At 40.5% G+C, this 3677-nt stretch carries 3 protein-coding genes and 2 pseudogenes; 3 read left to right on the forward strand and 2 right to left on the reverse strand.

Annotation, left to right across the window (positions count from 1 at the left end; all coding sequences use genetic code 11):
• The first annotated feature begins 199 nt into the window (after positions 1–199).
• Positions 200–1309, forward strand: coding sequence for a hypothetical protein (locus HGJ98_RS20650; protein WP_291353596.1), 1110 nt, complete (start codon positions 200–202; stop codon positions 1307–1309).
• 347 nt (positions 1310–1656) lie between these two features.
• On the opposite strand, the pseudogene HGJ98_RS20655 reads toward HGJ98_RS20650, so the two are convergent.
• A pseudogene (locus HGJ98_RS20655) lies at positions 1657–2211 on the reverse strand (transposase); the annotation flags it as partial.
• A gap of 272 nt (positions 2212–2483) precedes the next feature.
• On the opposite strand from HGJ98_RS20655, the gene HGJ98_RS20660 reads away from it, so the two are divergent.
• Both HGJ98_RS20660 and HGJ98_RS20665 read left to right on the forward strand, forming a co-directional pair.
• A complete protein-coding gene (locus HGJ98_RS20660) occupies positions 2484–2684 on the forward strand; it encodes a hypothetical protein (protein ID WP_291353597.1) in 201 nt (66 codons plus the stop codon).
• Between the two features lie 46 nt (positions 2685–2730).
• Positions 2731–3004 (forward strand): annotated as a pseudogene (locus HGJ98_RS20665) (ABC transporter ATP-binding protein); the annotation flags it as partial.
• Positions 3005–3056: 52 nt separating this feature from the next.
• Here the strand turns inward: HGJ98_RS20665 and HGJ98_RS20670 are convergent.
• A partial coding sequence (locus HGJ98_RS20670; RefSeq protein ID WP_291353598.1) for an MFS transporter occupies positions 3057–3677 on the reverse strand: 621 nt, incomplete at its 5' end.

The following is a 3677-nucleotide window of genomic DNA, read 5'->3' on the forward strand; positions in this document are numbered from 1 at the left end:
TTAAATTCCGACAACCAAGTTGTCTTTTGTAAATGCCAGTGGCATTGAGGGTGACTGCTAATGAGTTGCCCCGCCAACGCCACTGGCCATATAACCGACATCGAAGGTGGCTGCGGACATTAAAGAACAATAAACTAAAATAAAAAGTCTAAATTTATAAAACATGAGTATTATCATACTAAGACAAGGAGGAGATCAGGTGAAATCAATAGGATTCTTGGGGGTAGGTCAAGCAGGTGGAAATATTGCTGAGATAGCATCAACCATGGGCTTTCAAACCGCCCTTATCAATACGAACCAACGTGATGGCTTAGTTAACACGAGGGTGGAAAAGCAGTATTTTGTCCCCGGGTTTAATGGAGCAGGGCAAGATAGATCAATAGGATTAAAAGCTATTCAAGATAACTATCTAGAGATGATTGACTTTGTAAAGCAGTCCTTTAAGAACATAAGACTGTTATTGGTGGCGTTTTCTACAGATGGTGGTACTGGATCTGGTATGAGCCCGTTATTCATTGATTTGTTATTAGACCAACTACCTGGTATCAATATTGGTGCCATTGCTATTGTTCCTGAACGGAACGTATTAGCGGGTAACCGAATCAATGCTGCTGAGTGTATCGAAGAGATTTCTAAAATAGAGGGTATCTCTTCTGTATTCCTGGTAGACAACGATCAAATGCGTAATATGAACCCACAATCCAGCAAACAGCAGATCTACCTTGCTTCAAATCTTCAAGTCCTAGAGGCAATTAACAGTGTACTGCAAGTTACGCAAAAGAGCTCCTTTTATGGTAACTTCGATGAGACGGACCTTATGAATATCCTGAATACAAGAGGAGTGACAATCATATCGTCAACCACAATCACAGACGCCAGGTCAACGTCAGACGTATCGAGTAAAATTCAACGTTCCTGGGCTAATTCTATATTTTGTCCTGTTGAATCAACAGGAGTAATTCGAGCTGGTCTTATCTATGAAGGACCGGAAAATATATCTAAGCTAATTAATGCCCCATCGATCTTTGAAAGGGTTGGAGAACCTCTGCAATTATTCGAGGGAACCTATATCTCAGAATCTGACCCTACTATAACCACCATTTTAGCGGGGCTGCCATTCCCTACCCGTAGACTACTTACCCTAGAGGAATCCCTTGAGAAGAATAAAGATCGTTTACAGAACCTGGTGAGCCAGGAACATACCCAGAAGTATGAGTCTCGAATATCTTGGGCATCCCACCTTAAAGCTAGAAAACCCGAGAAAAAGGCAGGCTCAGTATCATCTAAGTTATCTAAGTATCAGAAATAAGGGGATGCTCGTACTGGTATTCACAACGTGAAGAATAGCAAAAGTAAACACACTGAAGGTTAAAGTTCCAACGTGTTTGTTATTTATTGGATTTCGATAGTCAGCTTTATTGTTAGGGAAAGTGCCTGTCACTCCTCGAATTATGTCGAGATTTGTTGAAACAGAGAATCATAGTTTGGTTCTATGTCTTGACCTTTGGAAAGCTCTGTTTGTAGGGCTTTTCTTTTTTGCATTTTCAGATGAATAGTTAAATTGAATTATGATAGAATTGGAGTGCAACTGAATATTGTTAGGGTGGTTGGTTGTCGCTCTTCTTTCCTTTTTTGGAAAGGAAAGTATGAAACCAAAGGATTTTCCAAGATCTTGTCAATGATGTTCATGGAGCTTTTGCCGAAGGTATCCGAAACAACATTTCCAAGCTGAATGTTAGACACGGTTAAACAGTTTTGAAGACGGTTCTTCTCACTTGACATAAAGTTAGTCAGTTTAAAACGATAACGCATAAGATCGCGAAGCTGTCTGATAGCAAGCGGCGGCATAAAGCTTCCGGCTACAAGGTCATGCTTAAATAAATCGGCAATCCATTTGGCATCTTTTTTATCCGTTTTTTTGCCACGGATCGCCTTAACGTATTTAGGATGTGCAAGAGTGATGTTACAGGAATCTTCAAGTACATTAATTACAGGAATCCAGTATTTCCCTGTAGATTCCATACAAACATCCTTACAGTCATTTTCACAAAGCCATTGTGACAGCTCTTTTAACCCTTTCGTATAGGTAGAAAAGCGATGGCGTTTGTAAGTAGTGACCCCTCTGCCGTTGGTGGAAGCAATACAGGCAACAACAAAGGTTTTGTGGACATCAATACCACAACAGATTGGATAAACAATTTTTAAAGCCATAGGGAAACTCCTTTCAGAGAATTATAGGGATAGACAACATTGACTGATTGCCCAGCAATAAACGAGTAATGTTTATACAAAGATAAGTCTGCGTGCTCGAAGTCACACTTATTTGTGCTTGGAAAGGCAATCTACACAAATAACCATGCGGTCACTCCACAGTTGGAGTAGCCCACTCACCTCCGCGTGATTTGTAGTTTACTGTTATCCCTATGACTTTAGATTAATAAAATAATTCCTCAAGGCCAACTTATTTCATTGCGTTTTGTGCCTTGAGCAAAGCGAAAGGAATGGGAATAACCATGAAAGGCAAAAAAATCAGCAGGGAAAATATTATACGGTTAGAACAAGCAATAACTAATGGTGTATATGCTGAACCTTCAAGAACATCTTCTAAAAGACAAGATGAGCAAACAAAGAGATTGATTGAACAATTAAAAAGTAACCATCAACATGTTGCACAGAAAAGATAATGAGGGGAGCAGAAGATTTTTTCTGCTCTTTTTGCATGTCACTAAGATGGGCCGGGCCCTTATGGCTAGACCAACTTTTGCTTCTGGATGAACCATCAATGGGACTAGCTCCTTTGCTCGTAAAAACAATCTTCCGGATCATCGAAGAAATCAATCAAACCGGTACTACAATTCTACTGGTCGAACAAAATGCGAACCTTGCCCTGTCCATTGCCGACCGTGCATATGTCGTAGAAACGGGCAGGATTGTCCTGTCCGGTGATGCAGAAGATCTGACATCGAGCGAACAGATAAAGATGGCTTATTTGGGCGGACATTAAGATTCAAACATATATTAAGCGGCATCCTTTTTCTATTAAGGATGCCGCTTTTTTATGCTTGCTTTATAGGAGTATTTTTCCGAAGTATAAATAAATAAAGAATCATTGAAATGAGCACTGATATCGCGGATGTAATGTAAATACTTCCGTATCCGAACCAATGGCCGATTTGGCCAAATGCCATAGCCCCGATCCCTACACCAAGATCAAACGATGAAAAGAATGTCGCATTGGCCATTCCTTTCCGGTTCATTGGCGCTTTTTCAATGGACCAGGCCTGTAATGCCGGCTGAATCGAGCCGAACCCTAATCCGTAAAGTGCGGCTGCTGTATAAAGAATGTTACTGTTTGGCAGCCAGGCTAATAGAATCATTGAAGTTAGGATCAAAAGTGTTCCTGGAATGAAAACAGCACGATGGCCTTTCATATCATACAATTTTCCTGCGAAGGTTCTTGATAGCATTAGTGCTAGTGCGAACCAAAGAAAATACCACTGGATGCCTGGTATATCCTTTTGCGCTGCATATAACGGAAGAAAAGAGGCTATGCCTCCAAATGTCACGGTAATAAAGAATAATAGCAGGGAGGGCTGTAGAGCGCTCTTTTCATAAAAATCCCACTTAACTTTCTCAGATTTGGCAGATGCTTTTTCTGTTTTTTTATAGGTAATCAT

Source organism: Desulfosporosinus sp., assembly GCF_014237355.1.
GTDB lineage: Bacteria > Bacillota > Desulfitobacteriia > Desulfitobacteriales > Desulfitobacteriaceae > Desulfosporosinus.